This is a genomic window from Psychrobacter piscatorii (assembly GCF_001444505.1).
In the GTDB taxonomy this organism is placed as follows: domain Bacteria; phylum Pseudomonadota; class Gammaproteobacteria; order Pseudomonadales; family Moraxellaceae; genus Psychrobacter; species Psychrobacter piscatorii_B.
On sequence record NZ_LNDJ01000074.1, the window covers coordinates 15,061 to 32,736 of the forward strand.

The window sequence follows — 17,676 nt, forward strand, 5'->3', positions numbered from 1 at the left end:
ACATTATCCAGAGTATCGTTAGCGTGCCGCATCCTAAATATCTAAAAACGTGATAGAGCCATTGTTATGAATGATATGACAGCAAACGTAGGCGCGCAAGAGCGTTCAGACAGTATCTATTTTGCGCCCTTGCTGCCGTGGCAGCAGATGTTGTGGTCACAATTGACGCAGCGAGTATTGACTCAGCAGTCCTTGCCGCATGCATTGCTCGCTGCTGGTATGCAGGGGATGGGTAAACGCGCCTTTGTATGGCGGTTGGTGGCTTGGCTGTTATGCCGCGAGCATGATACGAATCCACTAGGCGCGTGCGGCGCGTGTGAAAGTTGTCAGTGGCTTAAGTCAGGGACTCACCCAAGCTTACAAGTGCTGCCAATCGTGAGTATGCCAATCAATGCAGATAGCGACACCCTTCAAGAGAAACCAAGCAGCGCAAAAGATAAAAAAAGTGCCAAGACCACAAGCAACAGCGCGCTTAAAATCAAAGTGGATGACATTCGTGCCTTGCAACCTTTTATCTATCAAGGCGGGCAGGGAATGCGTATTTGTGTGTTGGATCACGCAGAGCAAATGACCGTCGCCGCTGCCAATGCGTTACTCAAAACATTAGAAGAGCCGCAAGCGCAAGTTCATCTATTTTTAATCAGTGATACGCCTGCTCAGCTACTTCCAACCATTAAGAGCCGTGTACAACAGCTGGCATTACAGACTATTGAGCCCGCTGTTGCTATCGATTATGTGACCCATGCGCTCGGTCACACCATCAATCGTGAAGCCGTTGGCAAAATGGCGATTGAGCAGCTTATACAGCTAGCGAACGGCGCACCACTCGCTGCGATAGCACTTGCACAGGCACCGTGGTATGGCAAGCGTTCCCTATGGCTGACCACATGGCAAGCGCTACGTAGTGGTAAACGTAGCAGCGTAGCGGCAAGTGATTATTGGCAAAAACAGCTGAGTATTAAAGAGTTTATTCAACTGTCTGAACGGATGCTCCTAGACATAAAGCGCATCTGCCTAGGACTGAGTGAATTACAAACAGATATCAACCTATCAGAAGCATTAGCCTCTTATCAACCCACCGATAGCGGATTAGAGACATTCGCCACCAGCTTGCAGCAGACCAAAGTTGCTTTGCAACAAAATGTGCAAGAAAAATTTGCTTATGATAAGCTAATGCAAGAATTGGCCTGCTTGTAGGAGTGGTGACATAGCCTTTGTGAGCTATTGGAACTTATTGATATAAATCGCTTTTGTTTATATTCTCACAATCATTTATAAAAATATATTTGACCCAATTGATAAAGGAAGCTGATTATGGCAATGCCAGGACGCGGCGGGATTTTAACCTGCCATATTGAGACTATCGAAACGTTGTATGCCAGCTATCTGTCTTTTGTGAACAATGGCGCTTTGTTTGTGCCCTCTGATCAGCCGCAGCAATTGGGTAATGAAGTTTTTATTGCTGTTACACTGCCTAACTCTAGTGAGCGTTTGCCCATGAATGGTAAGGTTGTTTGGATCAACTCCAAAACGCAGAGCGGTCGACCAGCAGGCTTTGCTGTGCAAATTGGTAGTGATATCGCAGGACAACGAATCAAGAACGAAGTTGAGCGTTTATTGGCTGGTAAAATAGATAGCCTGCAATCCACTTATACCATGTAGCCCATACCACTTAACCCAAAAACCTAGGCGTCTTTATCGATGGTCATCATGGCTATATTGTATGATTAATAAAAAAGCCTTATAACTGTATAAGGCTTTTTTTAGGATATATATCCGTGAGAGCTAGTAGCGCGGCGGTACGTACATATCATCAGGAATAGGCTCGCGGTAGTATTCGTCATCACGTTTGCGACTGGGCAATTCAACTTCCTCACGAGGTATCTCTTTATAAGGAATCTGGTCGAGCAGATGTGCAATACAGTTGAGCCTAGCGCGCTTCTTATTGTTGCCTTCAACCACCCACCATGGGGCCTCAGGGATATGAGTGCGCTCAAACATGGTCTCTTTTGCTTTGGTATAATCCTCCCAGCGCCTACGGGATTGTAAGTCCATCGGCGAGAGTTTCCACTGTTTTAGCGGATCGTATATTCGGCTCATAAAGCGTGCATGCTGCTCATCGTCAGTAATAGAAAACCAGTATTTCACCAAGCGAATGCCTGATCGCACAAGCATGCGTTCAAACTCTGGCACTGACTGGAAAAACTCCTCATATTGCGCATCAGTACAAAAGCCCATGACGCGCTCGACACCGCCGCGATTGTACCAACTACGATCAAACAAAACGATCTCACCTGCGGCTGGTAGATGCGCGACATAGCGCTGAAAATACCACTGGGTTTGCTCGCGTTCAGTAGGAGCAGGTAAGGCGGCAACACGGCACACGCGTGGATTTAGCCTTTGGGTAATACGTTTGATAGCGCCCCCTTTACCCGCAGAATCTCGCCCTTCAAAGATAACGACGATACGCTCACCATTTGCGACCACCCAGTCTTGCAGCTTGATAAGTTCTCGCTGCAATCGTACCAACTCATGGAAATAAGTACGCCGATCCAGTTTTTCTTGCTCACTCATCTCACGACCATTGAAGCGAAAGTCACGTGCATAGTCATCTATTTCGTTTTCTAGCTCTTCATCGTAGGTATCGATAAGGTCTTGATGCATTTTTCGACGCAGTTCATCATCAAGAATGTCTTTTTCGATACGTTCAGAAAGGATGGCTTGCTCCTGATTGTACCGATCCAAATCCTCTTTAGTGGTTAGAGACTGAAAATCACTGGTTGTAACGGGTTTTGTCATTACCAATTTTTCAGAGCCAAAAATGATTTGCCTCATTTTTCTTAATAGAAACTTTTTTTTAAGTAGAAATTCTGTCTTACCCATAAATATTACCTTTGTTTGGCGTGTCAGCTTTTTTAAGAGGTTACTATCTAGGTCGGTTCTATCATAGCAAAGTACAGACAATAAAAAATGCCCTTTAAATAGTTAAAGGGCATTTTTTATGGATAGATATATGCTGATTAAAATAATTAGTCAGCATGTATTTTTGATTCACAATTTATGAAGCTTATTTTTCTAAGATGCAAGTCACGCCTTGACCACCAGCGGCGCAGATAGAGATTAGCGCACGGCCTGAGCCTTTTTGGTCAAGTAGTTTTGCGGCGGTGGCTAGGATACGACCACCGGTTGCGGCAAATGGATGGCCTGCTGCTAGTGATGAGCCATTCACGTTTAGCTTGCTGCGATCGATCGAGCCTAGTGGCGCATCAAGACCTAGGCGCTCTTCACAGAATGTCTCATCTTCCCAAGCGGCGAGTGTCGATAGCACTTGTGAGGCAAACGCTTCATGAATCTCATAGAAATCAAAGTCCTGTAGCGTGAGGCCAGCGCGCTCAAGCATACGTGGTACCGCATAAGCGGGTGCCATGAGTAAGCCTTCGGTAGTACCAGATTTACCGATAAAGTCTACCGCCGCTGTCTCTTGGTGCACGATATAAGCCAGTGGTTTTAGACCATGCTCTTTTGCCCATTCATCAGTACCCAATAGGACACAAGATGCGCCATCAGTCAGTGGCGTTGAGTTGGCAGCAGTCATCGTTGGATTGGCGTTCTTTTTGCCAAATACTGGCTTTAGCTTACCCAGTTTCTCTAGCGTGGTGTCTGGACGTAAGTTGTTATCACGAGTCAGACCTTTGTATGGGGTGATCAAGTCATCAAAGAAACCTTCGTCATAAGCGCGTGCTAGGTTTTTGTGACTGTTAAAGGCAAGCTCGTCTTGAGCTTCACGAGTGATGTTCCACTCAAGTGCTGTAATCGCTTGATGCTCGCCCATCGATAGACCAGTACGCGGCTCGCCATTTTGCGGTGAGTCAATCAAGTCTTTTGGATTTAGACCCATCAATGCCTTTAGGCGTTGCTTGTTGTCTTTGGCGGCACCAAGCTTGATCAGTACTTTACGCAGACCATCACCAATAGCGATAGGCGCATCTGAGGTAGTATCTACGCCGCCTGTGATGGCTGAATCGATAACACCGAGTGCGATTTTGTTCGCAGAAGCAAAGGTCGCTTGTAGGCCAGTTCCGCACGCTTGTGAGATATCATAGGCTGGTGTATGTGGGTTCAGCGCTGTGTTCAATGTTGCTTCGCGAGTCAGGTTGATATCACGGCTTAGCTTCATAACGGCACCAGCGACCACTTCGCCGATGACTTCGTCTTGTAAGTTGTAGCGCTCAACCAAGCCGTCTAGAGCAGCAGTCAACATATCTGTATTGCTGACGTCAGCGTATGAGCCATTTGAGCGAGCAAATGGAATACGGTTACCACCTAAGATTGCCACACGATTCTGGTTTGTAACAGGTTTGGTTTTACTCGCTTTTTTAGTTGCAGTCGCTGGTTTTTTAGCTGCTGTGGTTTCTACTTTTTCATCATCTGGTTGTTTGCTAGTGGTATCTTTAGTCTCTGAGCTTTTGGTATCAGTGTCTTTAGCGTCAGATTTTTTAGTAGCTGGCGCTTCTTTTTTTGTGTTTTCAGCTTGTGTACTATCAGCCTTGGTATCGTTGGCCTTAGTATCAGCTTTAACGTCAGCAGTTTTAGCAGGTTCATTGTTTTCAGCAATTTCTTGTGGTTTTGCATCGCTGGCTTTAACAACAGTGCTTTCGACAACTGGACTATCAGGGTGGTTATTTTTATTACTCATAATATTATCCTTAAAAAGTATGGGCAGAAAAGTTGAAGGGTAAAAATAAAAAAAGTGGCAAAGTCATGTTAAGCAAAAATCAAATATTATCACTTATCACCTAGTATCGCTGTGTATGATAAGTCGTTTTGTGCTCGTTTAATGTATCTCTTTAGCAAACGATGTGTCGCTTGTATAAGTTCAATGACAGATTTAAGCGTACTGGTTAAGGCGCTGATAGACTGACGAGTACCAACGAATATCAGATAGTAGCATTGCATAATGATATGTTTGATAATATATTGTTATCAATAATTATGTTTGCCATAACTTATACGTCAGATTTTAACATGTTATGATGGTCAGCAAGTGGGTAAAAAGTCGTCAGCTTGTATACTGACTTGTTTACAGATTGTTGTAGACATTGTCTGTTTTTGGACATGTTTCTAATGGCAGTGTATAGTTAGGCTCGTTTTAAGATGATTTACCAAATATCAATAATTACAATGTTGATGAGTCTATATAATAGGCGTATTACATTTAGTGTTTACTATTATTTAAACCATTCATTATTTATAGGGAATATATTATGTCAGACCGTTATGGTGATTTTGTTCAATCTTCTATTGGTAAAAAAGTCGCAAAGAATTTAGGTTTGCCCATGCCAGCGACGCTTGATCGTTTTGAAAGCGGTGAGCGTTTGGTTCGTGGCAGTGTACTAGTTGGCCGTGCTAATGGCGAGGACAAAAGCATTAGTGAATCTGTTGCACGTATTTTGTTAGATGTGCATGCTGATGTATATGTAAACAGCAGTGATGATGTTAAAGACGCCCTTGCTGATGCAGGCGTTGAAGCAAAAGCCAATACAGGTGGTGACGATCAGTTCAAAGTGTTGCTTTTTGATGCAAGTAATATCAGCAATGCAGATCAGCTAAAAGAAGTGTACGAGTTTTTTCATAGCGTTGCGCGCCGCGTAGAAAAGTCAGGCCGTGTGATCGTTATTGGTCGTACGCCAGAGGACATCACTGATATCGAAACTGCCATGGCACAACGGGCACTTGAGGGCTTTGTAAAATCAGTAGGCAAAGAGTTCAAGCGCGGCATTACAGCTCAGCTTATCTATGTAGAAACAGGCGCTGAGCAAAACCTAGACTCGACCTTGCGCTTTTTCACTTCAGCACGTTCAGCTTATGTCTCAGGACAAGTGGTACGCGTGAGCAAGGGCGACTCAGTTGATGTCGATTGGAATCAGCCTCTAGGCGGTAAAACGATGCTAGTGACAGGCGCAAGTCGCGGTATTGGCGAAGCAATTGCTCGCGTATTAGCTCGCGAGGGCGCGCATGTAATCTGTCTTGACGTACCGCAGCAGCAAGCTGACCTACAAAAAGTTGCCAGTGAAATCAGTGGCTCTGTATTGACAGTAGACATCACTAGCGATGACGCTGGCGCAGAAATCGCAGATGCGGCGCAAAAGCGTGGTGGTCTGGATTCAGTCATTCATAATGCTGGCGTGACACGTGATAAGACCTTGGCCAGAATGGATGAGAAAAAGTGGGACATGGTCATCGATATCAACTTGGGTAGTATTGCTAAACTGAATCGCTACTTGCTCGATAATGACGTGCTAAAAGAAAACGCCCGTATCGTTTGTGTGTCATCTATTTCAGGTATCGCTGGTAACATGGGTCAGACCAATTATGCCACTTCTAAAGCGGGTGTTATTGGCTTGGTTAATGCGACTGCTAAGCAGTTAGAAGACAACGCAAAAGGCATGACCATCAATGCAGTAGCACCAGGGTTTATCGAAACACAAATGACGGAAGCGATTCCGTTTGCTATTCGCGAAGCTGGTCGTCGTATGAATTCAATGAGCCAAGGCGGTTTACCAGTTGACGTGGCTGAGACCATTGCATGGTTGGCTTCACCTGCTTCGGGTGGCCTAAATGGCAACACAGTTCGTGTTTGTGGTCAAAGCTTACTTGGCGCATAATACTGATTTGTTGGTGAGACTATGTGGCAAATGAGGAGAAGGTAGCGTGATGGTATTATCCCTTGTTTTTGATTTGCCTCACATATGCTTACGAAATATTTGCTGATAAATTGTAATAAAGCTGCCCACGGGTGGCTTTTTTATGATAAAAACACAAGAGCCATCAGCCAAACTATTTTTTGCTATTAAAGATACTTGCAAAATTGATTGAATATAGTACTCATTGATAATAGGTATCAGTCAATGACTGCTTAATGTCTTTAGATACGTTAAAAATCTTGTTCAAGCCACATTTAGGATTTACTTATGTCAGACACCCATTATGACGCGTTGCCAAAAGCGCACACTACCTATGCCAATATCGTCAAAAGCTTACTACCTATTGGTAACAGTGGCAAAGTCAGTAAAGATCAATTGCCACAGGCCACCTATTACGTCGATGATTTGCATATCGATCATGATAATCTAAACGACTATCGTAAAATTTGTGGCTTTGCTGATAACGGTAAAGTACCCGCGACGTATTTTTCGGTACTATCACAAGCCCTACAGATGAATATGATGGTCAAAGAGCCATTTCCGTTTGCGATGTTGGGTCTGGTACACGTAGACAATAGCGTCACGCAGCATCGCCCTATCGGTGAGCGCGAAACGGTGTCCATGTCGGTCACTTTTGATAATTTGCGTGACCATGCTCAAGGTCAGCAATTTGACTTTGTCACCACGGTCAAAGCAGAGGACAAAGTAATTTGGGAAGGGACGTCAACTTACCTATCACGTAGCAAAAAAACGGCCAGCAGCAAAGATAAAAAAAGCACACCGCGTCCAGTTGCTGTGAAGCCAGAAGTAGGTAAAAAAGACGTACACAGTATTTTTGAAGTGCCAGAAGATATTGGTCGCCGTTATGCTTTTGTTTCAGGTGACTTTAACCTGATTCATTTGCACCCACTATCAGCGCGCGCGTTTGGCTTCCCTAAAGCGATTGCACACGGCATGTGGTCAAAAGCTAAGTGTCTTGCTCTAATGGATGAGCTACCTGATGCTTATACCGTTGATGTTTCTTTCAAGTTACCGATCTTTTTGCCAGCAGAAGTAGAGCTTATTGCGCAGCCAATCGCTCAGCTTGAAAGTGTCGGCGATACCTGTGATTTTGGCTTATATAGCTCCAAAAACAGTAAGCCACATTTGGCGGGTGTCGTGACGTTAAATAGCAAGTAGCAAGCATTGCACGACGTATTCAAACCTATATCTTAATAGCCATATTTAACCAACACGTTTATCATTATGACTGCACAAAACATGAATTCACAAAATAGCGCGACAAGTACGGATCAAGCTGACAGATCAATGACTATTGATACAGTAGCTGCTAATGACAACGCTGTCACTGATATCTCAAGTGATGACCATAGCGATTCTGACAATGGTGTTGATTTGTCCGCTGTCTTTGAGCCTTATTTTCGTCCGGATGCCAATACTATTGTGTGCGGCGCGTTAAATGAGGAAAAAGTCGCCGCTCTAGCAAAAGCTGGCGTTGAGTTGGTGATTAATTTGCAGTCAGAGGATGAGTTGAGTTTTAATGAATCAGCTGCCGTTGAGCGTGCAGGAATGAGCTATGAGCACCTGCCTATTAATGGCGCTGAAGAGCTAAAGCAGCTTAAGATATTGGCGTTTGATAATATATTGCGTCAGTATCATGGTAAAAAGATGGCCATGCACTGTGGTTCAGGCAACAGGGTAGGGGCTGCCATTGCACTACGCGCAGGCTGGTTGCGTGGTCGCAAGATGGATACTGCTATGGAGCGTGGACGTAGTCACGGCTTGACCAAGCTTGAACAAGAAGTCCATAATCGCTTGCTAGTACCGCGCTAAATTATCATAATAATTGAAGCATAAAAAGGCGACCGATAGGTGGCCTTTTTTATTGGTTATCAATGCATTTATACTGATCTCCAATATCTCTATAACGCATGTACCCAACTGATTTTAATACGAGGTCAGTTCACAATACTGGAGCAAGGTAGCAATGATGGACGACAACAAGCAAAATAATGATAAAAATATCGATACATCTATGAGCATAGATTTACAACGCCGCTTACAGCATTTATTGACAGACTTACAGCTAGATGACGCGCCAGCTGGTGGTGCTGTGGTTGTGTATCAGGCAGGCGAGTGTATTGCACAGGCAAGTACAGGTATGGCGCGTTTGGATGCATCATGGCAGTCTGATACGCTTGCCATCAATTTTTCTACCGGTAAAGGCATCTTAGCGACGCTACTGCATGTATTGGTTTCGCAGCAGCTGCTTGGTTATGATGTGCCTATTGCTCACTATTGGCCAGAGTTTGCCGCATCAGGTAAAGACAAAATTACCTTGCGACAGGTGATGTCACATCAGGCGGATTTGTTTTCGATCACCAGTATCGATGTCGATAGTGACACGATGCTCGATTGGCGCGTTATGCTGAATCATATTGAAGGAATGCCTATCACAGCACCTGAGGACGCCGCTGCATATGACAGCGCTTATAGCGCGTTGGTCTATGGTTGGGTACTTGGCGGTGTGATAGAAGCCGTAACGCATATGTCATTAGCCGAAGCTTTACGTCAGTATCTAACCGAGCCTTTAGGTATTGCAGACAGTTGCTATTTTGGTGTACCAGATAGCAAAGTAGATCGAGTAGCAAAGCTTGCCAAAGACTTTGAGTCATCAAATGAGGATAGCGTACCACTGCGTAACAAGCGCCAAAAACCAACCTTAAAATCCGACTCACCATGCACCTTACGTACTTATGCAAGTCTGCCTAGCTATCATTGCTGGCAACAGAAAATGCTCGATGATGAGCATACAGCTGAAACGCAAAGTAGCCTTAACGACGATCTAGACAACAAAAATATTGATAACATACAACCTGCATTAAATACTGCGCGTATTAATAGTTTATATTTCAATACCAGTCAGCTCAATCTGAAAAACTATAAATCAGCGCTCATTCCTGCCGGAAAACAAGCACTTGATTATTACAATCGCAAGACACTACAGGCAATCATCCCCGCTGCTAATGGCGTCGCCTCAGCGGATGCGCTAGCCACTATCTATGCCATGTTGGCCAATGGTGGGGTTTGGCAAGGGCAGACGCTGATTGATAGTGCTACGTTTAAGCAGCTCTCCGCAATACAAGTCACAGGCCTAGATGCCGTCATGCCAGCGCCTATGCAGTGGCGACTGGGCTACCACAGATTATTCAGTATATGCAGTGGTAACGACACTATCGATAATAGCATTGATCCAGCACTATCAGGGTTTGGGCACATGGGATATAACGGCTCAGTCGCTTGGTGTGACCCTACGCGTCAACTGTCATTTGCCTTTATCCATAATTTTGATACCACCATGCTCAATGATATCCGTCAGTTTGCATTGACAGAAGTGGTTTTGAGCTGGGTTGATGAAGTACGCTGATAAAGGCAGTTCTATAAATGAATCCACTTTATCAATGATAATAGCAGCATGAATGATTAATGATGCTCTTTTGGTGTCATTTTAAGTAGTCTTGTTGCGCTCAGACCATGGATGAAGATGGAGGTCAGAATCACAATCGAGCAGACAATCCAGAGTTTGAGTGCATCATCCTCAGCAAAGAAATCTGTGTTGAGCGCATAAGACAGATAGTACAAAGTACCAATACCGCGTATACCTAGTGCTGAAATTGCGTATTTTTCAGTACGGGGTAAATGAAGTCCTGATAACGCGATAAATCCGCCAATTGGGCGTATGAGTAGTAGGAAAGTAAAACTGACGACATACACACGCCATGTTAACTCAACACCAGCTTGCAAACCTTGACCCAAGAACATACCAAAAACAACCAGTACTAACGACATCAACAAACCTTCTGATTGCTCAGCAAAATCGTGTAGTTTTTGATGGTAGGAGTGCTCACATTCTGAACGCCTAAATGCAAATGCAGCGACGAAGACAGCGATAAAACCATAGCTGTGCACATACTCTGCGACACCATATGCCACCAAAGTCAGAGCAATAACTACATATCCTTGCGATATCGTGGTCTCACGGGTGTGTTTAGAAAATACTACTTTGGCCATCGCCTTACCAACCAGCACACCAACCAATACCCCTGCGCCAATCTTCCACAAAACATCATGGGTGAACCATGACCACAGCATCTCACTGGTAAAAGCGTTTCCTTCACTAAAAGCTTCCGCAATTTTAATCGCCAAGTAAACAAAAGGAAAAGCCAATCCGTCGTTTAACCCTGCTTCTGAAGTCAACGTAAAGCGAGGTGTGTCTTCTCTTCCTGTATTAGGGGGGCCCACCTGAATGCTAGAAGCCAGAACAGGATCGGTAGGTGCTAATACCGCACCCAGCAAAATAGCAGCGCCAAGACTCAAGCCAAAGGCATAATAGCCTAACCCTGCCATCGCAAAAATACCGATGGGCATCGTAATGAGTAAGAGCCTAACCGTCGGTCGCCAGAGCTGCCAAGAGAAATCAGTATCAATTTTTATACCCGCACCAACCAATGAGACTAAAATGACAATTTCAGTCAGTTTTTCGATGATTATTCCATTATTGATAGGGTCCAAAAACGATAGAGACGTCCACCAGTAACCCATCATTAGACCGAAACTCACTTGTAGCATAGGCAATGATATCGAGGTGCGTTTAAAGATAACAGGAAACAATGCCCCTAACAAAAAGGCGATACCGCAGATTAATAAAAATAAATTGTAGTTTTCAATCATAAGGTTTTCGCACGTTGTTATATTTTAAGGATTGGTTTTGAGAGGTTGGCTTGCGATATTGATAATGGTTGGTATGGATGTTTAATATCTAGCCTGCAATATGACTTATCATAACGATAAAAAAGAATTATTATCGAAAGAAATAGTTATCAGAACGACAGATGCGTTGTTTTTTGGTGAAAAAAAAGCCTGCATGGCGCAGGCTTGATAGATTTTTATAAATAAGTTATGAAAACGAAGGGTTTAGATAGAGCTCTTAGCGCTCAACTTGGCTTACGTCGCGCACAGCGCCAGTGTCCGCACTGGTCGTCATTGCAGCATAAGCACGTAATGCCGGCGAGACATGACGATCACGACTGACGGGTTTCCATGCGTCGCGACCGCGTGCTTCCATAGCTTCTCGGCGTGCGGCTAAGTCTGCATCACTGACTTGTATGTTGATAGTACGATTTGGAATGTCGATGTGAATGCTATCGCCTTCTTCAACCAGACCAATGGCACCGCCTTCAGCAGCTTCTGGGCTAGCATGACCGATTGATAGACCGGATGTGCCACCAGAAAAACGACCATCAGTGAGTAGGGCGCATTCTTTACCCAAACCTTTTGACTTCAGATACGTCGTTGGATAGAGCATCTCTTGCATACCAGGGCCACCTTTAGGGCCCTCATAGCGGATGATGACCACATCGCCTGCAACGATTTTGTCGTCTAAAACTGCAGCAACCGCATCATCTTGTGATTCAAAAATACGTGCGCGACCGGTAAAGGTTAAGATACTCTCATCGACACCAGCGGTTTTGACCACGCAGCCACGCTCGGCAATATTGCCATACAGTACAGCCAATCCACCATCTGCAGAGTAGGCGTGTTCGGCACTACGGATACAACCTGACTCACGGTTGACGTCAAGGTTTGACCACTCTTTTGATTGTGAAAACGCCTCGGTGGTGCGAACGCCACCCGGTGCAGCAAGGAAGCGCGCGCGTGCCTCATGGTTATCATGATTCATGATGTCCCATTTATCAATCGCTTCTTTCATTGTCGTACTATGGATAGTCGGCACGTCAGTTTTCAACAATCCCGCACGATCAAGTTCAGCCAACAAGGCAAAGACACCGCCCGCACGATGCACGTCTTCCATATGGAATTTTTGTGAGGCAGGGGCTACTTTTGCTAGGCATGGCACACCGCGGCTTAGACGGTCAATATCAGCCATTTTAAAATCAATCTCAGCTTCATTGGCCGCAGCAAGTAGATGCAAGATGGTATTGGTTGAACCCCCCATGGCAATATCTAAGCTCATTGCGTTCTCAAAAGCGGCTTTGGTCGCGATTGAGCGTGGTAATACTGAATCATCATCTTGCTCGTAGCGACGTTTCGCAAGCGAGACAATAGTGCGTCCCGCTTCCAAAAACAGCTCACGGCGTAGTGAATGAGTAGCGAGTAGCGAGCCATTACCCGGTAGGGCCAAGCCTAACGCTTCGGTCAAGCAGTTCATCGAGTTGGCAGTGAACATCCCAGAGCACGAGCCGCAAGTCGGGCAAGCTGAGGCTTCGATAGTAGCCACATCCTCATCACTGATGCTGTCATCAGCTGCGTCCATCATTGCATCAACGAGGTCAAGCTTACGAACGGCACTGTTATCATTACTATCGGTATTGTGACTCTTACCGACGGTACTGGCTAGGATTTTGCCCGCTTCCATTGGGCCACCTGAAATAAATACCACAGGTATGTTAAGACGCATTGCCGCCATCAGCATACCGGGGGTGATTTTGTCACAGTTAGAAATACAAACTAGCGCATCTGCACAGTGGGCATTGACCATATACTCGACAGAATCAGCGATCAAATCACGGCTTGGTAGCGAGTACAACATACCGCTATGGCCCATCGCAATACCATCATCGACCGCAATGGTATTGAACTCTTTTGCAACGCCGCCTGCTTGCTCAATCTCGCGGGCGACCAGTTGGCCAAGATCTTTTAGATGTACATGACCGGGTACGAATTGGGTAAAAGAGTTAGCAATTGCAATGATTGGCTTGCCAAAGTCGCCGTCAGTCATGCCGGTGGCACGCCATAATGCGCGCGCGCCTGCCATATTACGACCGCCGGTAGAGGTTTTTGAGCGATAATCCATGTGATATTCCTTACAAATAGGCGGGGTTGTTAAAATCTGCACCCTCAGTTCTGATAAGGATAGTGTGCTTTTTATAGAGGGTGAGGACTAGTGAATAATACTAATTCGTTACCATACCATTAGATATGAATAATAAAAAATCATGTGCCAATAATAATGATGTTATAACCATAAAAGATGGGTAAAAATGGACTATTCAAGACGCGCTAAGATGGCTTTTTCAAACCAAGGTAACTCAGCTTTGTCTACTTCTAATTTGGTAATAGTTGCCAATGCATGAGTCGCCAGTAGTTGTTGATAGTCACCACTTGCCTCAATCGTCAATAGCGATTCGGCAGGTAGCTCTTGCGTATTAGGGTTTTGCTCGTCAATACTGATTAATGTCTGCTTGTTATTCTTATAAAGGACGTCTACACGACCAAAAAACTGCCAGTCTTCAAAAGCGGCAATAATAGCGTCGGCGGCATCCTTAGTATAGATTTGCTGCGTCTTTTTGCCCGTATTGGTCCAATGCAGACGAACGGCTAACTGCAATGCCTCACTAAATACCACCAATGAGCCCATAATTTTTACATGCCAAGGACTGGTCAGCAGCTCCTCGTCAATGCCAATTAATTGAGCCGCTTCACGAGCGGACATAGGTGTATTGAATTGAAGCAGTAATTCAGGTGTAAGCGGATGCGACCGCTTGACGGCATCGTCTAAGCTATCATAATGATATAGAAAAGGTAGTGGCAAATCTTGCGTGACGGTCTTTTTGATGATTTTACAGTTGTGTATCTGCCAGCTAATCGCCTTGTCAGTCAAAGCTTCTGCTAAGATGATAGCGTTTGGATCGATAGTTTGAGTACTGCTTTCACTCTCAATATCAGAGTGTTCTTCCTTATTATCAAGGGTTATAGCAGCATTATCCATATCTGTTTGAGTTGGCAAAGTAGACGAATCCATAAACATAGCGTTATTAAAGTAGAGGGTTAATATAACATTTTAAGGGCATGGCCCGCCAATAAATTAGTGGGATAAGCTAGGGAGTGTACAGCTTGATTTTATCAACGACGGAAATGATAGCAACTTGTACTAAACTTATATTTCGTCCACTATATGACAAGCGCTCTAAACCATTTTAAAAGCTGTTAAGCATCCAACAATCAAATAATCAAAGGAAAAAATAATGACTGAAGTAAATCAAAAGACTGCTTATGATGACAATAATATTTTTGCCAAAATGTTAGATGGTGATATTCCTTGTCATAAAGTCTATGAAGACGACAAAACCCTTGCTTTTATGGATATCATGCCGCAAGCCGAAGGTCATGTATTGGTGATACCTAAGCAAAAAGCGGTAGATTTGGTAGATCTTGAGCCAGAGTATGCCGCTGCTGTCCTGATGACTTCTAAAAAGGTTGTGCAAGCACAGCGTCAAGTGTTTGAGCGTGAAGGCGTTATTCAGATGCAGTTGAATGGCTCACAAGCCGGTCAAACGGTTTTTCATTATCATGTGCATTTGATTCCATCGAGTATTCATGAGTTAGGACGTCATGCAGTAACGCAGGCGGATCAAGGTGAGCTTGCAGATATTGCTCGGCGACTTGCTACAGCTATTAGTGCTGCCTGATATCGAGGCATAAATTGCTAGGATGATAGGTATATAAGATTGAAGGGCAACTAACAAGTTGCCTTTTTTATTGCCTAGTAATCATTGTGTAATAAACGTTAAGTTATTGTTGTAAACACGCGTTTATCTTGGGATTTGGCTAAAGTTTATGTTACATAGTATTCCCATCTATACAGAATGCGTCGGTATTATTGCTAACGTGCTGTTTTAATATTGATGACATCTATTGTTTGTAGATTGATATCTACTATGTTGATGAGTATCAGGGATATGATTCTTTATCACTTATTTTTACGGATTTGAGGATACCACTGCTTATGAGTAACGGTTCACGCTCTACCATTTTATTGCCGGTTTTTATACCTGCAGCGGTCATTATGCTGCTGCTAGTCATCGGTACCGCGATCGATCCTGAGGCAGCGGGTGCTCTGTTCAGTGATGTGCTTAGTTTTACGACTGAGACATTCGGCTGGTTTTATATGCTGGCAGTGGCCCTGTTTTTGATGTTCATTATCGTACTGGCGTTTTCGTCTTATGGCAGTATCAAGCTGGGTCCTGATCATGCTGAGGCGGAGTACGGATTCCTTGAATGGTTTGCCATGCTATTTTCGGCAGGCTACGGGATTGCGCTACTGTTTTATGGAGTAGCGGAACCAGTGATGCATTTTTCTAGTCCGCCAATGTCGGATCCTCAGACCATTGCGGCGGCAAAAGAGGCGATGCAAATTGCGTATTTCCATTGGGGTTTTCATATTTGGGCGATTTATGGTGTTGTTGGTTTATCACTGGCGTATTTTGCGTTTCGTCATGGTCTACCATTATCAATACGCTCGACACTGTATCCGATTATTGGTGACAGGATTCATGGCCCTATCGGTCATACGGTCGATGTGTTTGCGATATTGGGTACGATGTTCGGTATTGCTACCAGTCTTGGCCTGTCAGTGTCGCAGATTAATGCAGGTCTAAACTACTTGTTACCTGATATTATCCCCGTGAATACGTCCGTACAGGTGATTGCCATTGCATTAGTGACATCAGCAGCACTGGTGTCCGTATTGGCAGGGATGGACAAAGGGGTAAAACGCTTGTCTATTCTAAATATGGTATTGGCAACTGCGCTGATGGTGTTTGTATTTGTAGTAGGGCCGACGATCTTTATCCTAAATGCCTTTATGGAAAATACGGGTAGTTATTTGGGTAATATCGTTGAGCGTACCTTTAGCTTACAAGCGTACGAGAATAGCGATTGGATCGGTAGCTGGACCTTGTTTATCTTTGCATGGACGATTGCATGGGCGCCTTTTGTCGGTCTGTTTATTGCCAAGATTAGCCGTGGTCGTACCATCCGGGAGTTTGTACTCGGTGTGATGTTGGTGCCAACGTTCTTTACGTTCTTTTGGTTTTCGGTGTTTGGTGATACTGCCCTACATATGATTATGGTCGATGGCTATAACTCACTCATCAGCGAGGTACAAAACAACCAAGCGATTGCTTTATTTAAATTATTAGAGCGGTTACCGTTTACCGAATTTGTGTCGTCATTGACTATTTTGTTGATTATTACGTTTTTTGTGACGTCATCGGATTCTGGCTCATTGGTGATCGATTCGCTAGCGGCTGGCGGGCGTAGTGATACGCCATGGTGGCAGCGCAGCTTTTGGGTAGTGACTGAAGGGGCGGTTGCCGCGGTGCTTTTGATTGCAGGCGGTCTCACAGCGCTGCAAACGGCAGCAATCGTTAGTGCACTACCATTTGCGATTATCATTCTGATCTCCATGTTCGGTATGTGGCGCGCATTGCGTATCGAGGGACATCGTAATCAAAGCCTCGATCAAAATAACAAACTACCGCCGCACTTGCTTAAACCGTCTGCATGGCGTGAGCGTATTGATTATATGACCGACAAGCCCACACGTGAAAAGGTCTTGAACTACATCAAAGAAGTGGTGATGCCCTCGATGATGGAAGTGTCGTCTAAATTTGCAGAAACAGGTTGGACGACTGAGGTCAATTATGACGCGGTCAATAACCGTGCCGTGCTTGAGTTGCAACGTGGTGACGATGTCGAGTTTTGGTATGAAGTGCGCTTGTCTGAACATGAAGCGCCTGATTATTATACTGAAAGCAGCGCCGACACCTTGCCGCAAGAACACCATCACCGTGCTGAGGTGTATCTACGTCGTGGTGGTCAGACCTATGACTTATACGGCTACAAATCTGAATCAGTGATCAATGACATTATCGATCAGTTTGAGAAGTATTTACATTTCCTTAATGTATCGCCTGATAGCCTACCGTGGCGTATGCAAGCGCATGATGATGACATCACGCTAGAGCAGGGCAGTGTGCTTGATAAATAATGCATGGCATGTATCAAAAATGAGTAATGCTTATGCAAGCTATTCACGTTAATCGCTTGCAATAAATGTAAGAATCCTTAGAATAACGGCTTGTTTTCCTTACAAATCAAGCCGTTTTTT

Annotated in this window: 13 protein-coding genes; 8 read left to right on the forward strand and 5 right to left on the reverse strand. The window is 44.6% G+C overall.

Annotated elements, in window-relative coordinates; all coding sequences use genetic code 11:
• Positions 1 to 66: 66 nt before the first annotated feature.
• Both AS194_RS07815 and AS194_RS07820 read left to right on the forward strand, forming a co-directional pair.
• Complete coding sequence (locus AS194_RS07815) at positions 67 to 1,197, forward strand: DNA polymerase III subunit delta' (protein WP_058024953.1); 1,131 nt, start codon at positions 67 to 69, stop codon at positions 1,195 to 1,197.
• 117 nt (positions 1,198 to 1,314) lie between these two features.
• On the forward strand, positions 1,315 to 1,662 hold the full coding sequence (locus AS194_RS07820) for a PilZ domain-containing protein (protein ID WP_058024954.1): 348 nt from the start codon (positions 1,315 to 1,317) through the stop codon (positions 1,660 to 1,662).
• Positions 1,663 to 1,785: 123 nt separating this feature from the next.
• Here the strand turns inward: AS194_RS07820 and ppk2 are convergent, their stop codons facing one another.
• On the reverse strand, positions 1,786 to 2,799 hold the full coding sequence (ppk2, locus tag AS194_RS07825; RefSeq protein ID WP_264753443.1) for a polyphosphate kinase 2: 1,014 nt from the start codon (positions 2,797 to 2,799) through the stop codon (positions 1,786 to 1,788).
• A 268-nt stretch (positions 2,800 to 3,067) separates the two neighbouring features.
• A complete protein-coding gene (locus tag AS194_RS07830; protein ID WP_058024955.1) occupies positions 3,068 to 4,696 on the reverse strand; it encodes an acetyl-CoA C-acetyltransferase in 1,629 nt (542 codons plus the stop codon).
• Between the two features lie 568 nt (positions 4,697 to 5,264).
• On the opposite strand from AS194_RS07830, the gene AS194_RS07835 reads away from it, so the two are divergent.
• The 4 genes from AS194_RS07835 (at position 5,265) to AS194_RS07850 (ending at position 10,131) form a co-directional block, all read left to right on the forward strand.
• On the forward strand, positions 5,265 to 6,665 hold the full coding sequence (locus tag AS194_RS07835; RefSeq protein WP_058024956.1) for a 3-oxoacyl-ACP reductase: 1,401 nt from the start codon (positions 5,265 to 5,267) through the stop codon (positions 6,663 to 6,665).
• A gap of 306 nt (positions 6,666 to 6,971) precedes the next feature.
• Entirely contained in the window at positions 6,972 to 7,883 is a 912-nt protein-coding gene (locus tag AS194_RS07840; protein ID WP_058024957.1) for a MaoC family dehydratase, read from the forward strand.
• Between the two features lie 129 nt (positions 7,884 to 8,012).
• Positions 8,013 to 8,537, forward strand: coding sequence for a beta-lactamase hydrolase domain-containing protein (locus AS194_RS07845; RefSeq protein WP_058025004.1), 525 nt, complete (start codon positions 8,013 to 8,015; stop codon positions 8,535 to 8,537).
• Positions 8,538 to 8,739: 202 nt separating this feature from the next.
• The gene (locus AS194_RS07850; RefSeq protein ID WP_227511610.1) at positions 8,740 to 10,131 is read left to right on the forward strand and encodes a serine hydrolase domain-containing protein; all 1,392 of its coding nucleotides are present in this window, start codon (positions 8,740 to 8,742) and stop codon (positions 10,129 to 10,131) included.
• 56 nt (positions 10,132 to 10,187) lie between these two features.
• Here AS194_RS07850 and AS194_RS07855 read toward each other — a convergent pair whose 3' ends face one another.
• From AS194_RS07855 to AS194_RS07865, 3 genes are all read right to left on the reverse strand, one after another.
• Positions 10,188 to 11,435, reverse strand: a complete 1,248-nt coding sequence (locus AS194_RS07855) for a cation:proton antiporter (RefSeq protein ID WP_058024959.1) — start codon at positions 11,433 to 11,435, stop codon at positions 10,188 to 10,190.
• A 256-nt stretch (positions 11,436 to 11,691) separates the two neighbouring features.
• A complete protein-coding gene (gene ilvD, locus AS194_RS07860) occupies positions 11,692 to 13,578 on the reverse strand; it encodes a dihydroxy-acid dehydratase (protein WP_058024960.1) in 1,887 nt (628 codons plus the stop codon).
• A 192-nt stretch (positions 13,579 to 13,770) separates the two neighbouring features.
• Complete coding sequence (locus AS194_RS07865; protein WP_227511611.1) at positions 13,771 to 14,526, reverse strand: hypothetical protein; 756 nt, start codon at positions 14,524 to 14,526, stop codon at positions 13,771 to 13,773.
• Between the two features lie 223 nt (positions 14,527 to 14,749).
• On the opposite strand from AS194_RS07865, the gene AS194_RS07870 reads away from it, so the two are divergent.
• Together AS194_RS07870 and AS194_RS07875 are read left to right on the forward strand one after the other, a co-directional pair.
• The gene (locus AS194_RS07870; protein WP_058024961.1) at positions 14,750 to 15,193 is read left to right on the forward strand and encodes an HIT family protein; all 444 of its coding nucleotides are present in this window, start codon (positions 14,750 to 14,752) and stop codon (positions 15,191 to 15,193) included.
• Between the two features lie 317 nt (positions 15,194 to 15,510).
• Entirely contained in the window at positions 15,511 to 17,556 is a 2,046-nt protein-coding gene (locus tag AS194_RS07875; protein WP_058024962.1) for a BCCT family transporter, read from the forward strand.
• Positions 17,557 to 17,676: the final 120 nt, after the last annotated feature.

Bases quoted from the DNA above. Each gene is read 5' to 3' on its own strand.
- AS194_RS07815 (WP_058024953.1), top strand. From the start codon at position 67: ATGAATGATATGACAGCAAACGTAGGCGCGCAAGAGCGTTCAGACAGT.
- AS194_RS07820 (WP_058024954.1), top strand. From the start codon at position 1,315: ATGGCAATGCCAGGACGCGGCGGGATTTTAACCTGCCATATTGAGACT.
- ppk2 (WP_264753443.1), bottom strand. From the start codon at position 2,799: ATGACAAAACCCGTTACAACCAGTGATTTTCAGTCTCTAACCACTAAA.
- AS194_RS07830 (WP_058024955.1), bottom strand. From the start codon at position 4,696: ATGAGTAATAAAAATAACCACCCTGATAGTCCAGTTGTCGAAAGCACT.
- AS194_RS07835 (WP_058024956.1), top strand. From the start codon at position 5,265: ATGTCAGACCGTTATGGTGATTTTGTTCAATCTTCTATTGGTAAAAAA.
- AS194_RS07840 (WP_058024957.1), top strand. From the start codon at position 6,972: ATGTCAGACACCCATTATGACGCGTTGCCAAAAGCGCACACTACCTAT.
- AS194_RS07845 (WP_058025004.1), top strand. From the start codon at position 8,013: ATGACTATTGATACAGTAGCTGCTAATGACAACGCTGTCACTGATATC.
- AS194_RS07850 (WP_227511610.1), top strand. From the start codon at position 8,740: ATGAGCATAGATTTACAACGCCGCTTACAGCATTTATTGACAGACTTA.
- AS194_RS07855 (WP_058024959.1), bottom strand. From the start codon at position 11,435: ATGATTGAAAACTACAATTTATTTTTATTAATCTGCGGTATCGCCTTT.
- ilvD (WP_058024960.1), bottom strand. From the start codon at position 13,578: ATGGATTATCGCTCAAAAACCTCTACCGGCGGTCGTAATATGGCAGGC.
- AS194_RS07865 (WP_227511611.1), bottom strand. From the start codon at position 14,526: ATGGATTCGTCTACTTTGCCAACTCAAACAGATATGGATAATGCTGCT.
- AS194_RS07870 (WP_058024961.1), top strand. From the start codon at position 14,750: ATGACTGAAGTAAATCAAAAGACTGCTTATGATGACAATAATATTTTT.
- AS194_RS07875 (WP_058024962.1), top strand. From the start codon at position 15,511: ATGAGTAACGGTTCACGCTCTACCATTTTATTGCCGGTTTTTATACCT.